Origin of the sequence: Nocardia sp. 852002-20019_SCH5090214 (assembly GCF_001665865.1) — a bacterium.
Taxonomy (GTDB): domain Bacteria; phylum Actinomycetota; class Actinomycetes; order Mycobacteriales; family Mycobacteriaceae; genus Nocardia; species Nocardia nova.
In genome coordinates this window covers 1-797 of the sequence record NZ_LZMK01000023.1, presented here as the reverse complement: position 1 = coordinate 797, position 797 = coordinate 1, and the positions used below count along the sequence as shown (strand labels likewise).

General features: G+C 62.6%; 1 protein-coding gene and 1 pseudogene. One reads left to right on the top strand and one right to left on the bottom strand.

Features of this window, described 5'->3' with window-relative positions:
* The coding region (locus A5780_RS03275; protein WP_197521651.1) for an acyl-CoA thioesterase domain-containing protein at positions 1 to 469 on the bottom strand (469 nt) is incomplete at its 3' end.
* A gap of 232 nt (positions 470 to 701) precedes the next feature.
* Between A5780_RS03275 and A5780_RS38830 the strand changes: the two are divergent.
* Positions 702 to 797 (top strand): annotated as a pseudogene (locus tag A5780_RS38830) (recombinase family protein); the annotation flags it as partial.

Here is a 797-nt window from a genome sequence, read left to right as displayed (position 1 = left end):
AGATTTTGCGGTCGGCGTTTTGATTCGCCGCGAAATCCTCGGACCAGTCGCGATCGCCGCTCTTGAACAGCGGCGGCGTCCCGCCGGGCACAGCACTCTCCTGCGGCGGAACCGGCAGCGGTTCGTCTCGGCTCCAGAGCTGGCCAGGCGGTTCGGTCCCGGTGGTGAGGAAAACGGCTGTCGCCCTCACACGTTGCTGACCGTCTTGCGACAGTGCCGCGTCGGCAACAGTGATTCGAGATCCTCGACGGACCACCGTGCTGCGCAGATCGAACGCGGCGTTGTCGACCGGTTGATACAGGTCGACTGTGAGTCGAGCGGGGATGAAGCCCTCCGGGCAGTGGGTCTCGAGTTCCCGGGCGAGCATGCCGGCCACGGCTGTTCCGCTCAGTTTGGTCGGTGTCCATGGGCTGACGGCGAGTTTCTGGGCGACGAGTCGACCATCGCGTTCGACGAAGAAGCTCAGCATCTGTGTTCGGTCCCCTCCGAAATCCGTTGACACTCAGAAGTGAAACACGTTACAGCCGCAGCTGCGGAGCGTGGTGCTGGCAGTGCCTGCGCATCTGGGGTACACCCCAACACCACAATCGGCCGGCCGGTGAATTGCGTCAGAATAGGGTGGCGTACCACATTTTCTGACGCATGTCTGCTAGGTTCTTTGAATCTAACTGGACGTTCCGGGTGAGAAGGGGGGTCGCGCGGTGCGCGTCGGCTACATCAGGGTCAGCACTCTCGATCAGAACACCGTCCGCCAGCTCGACGGCGTCGATGTCGAACGCACCTTCACCGACAAGGCC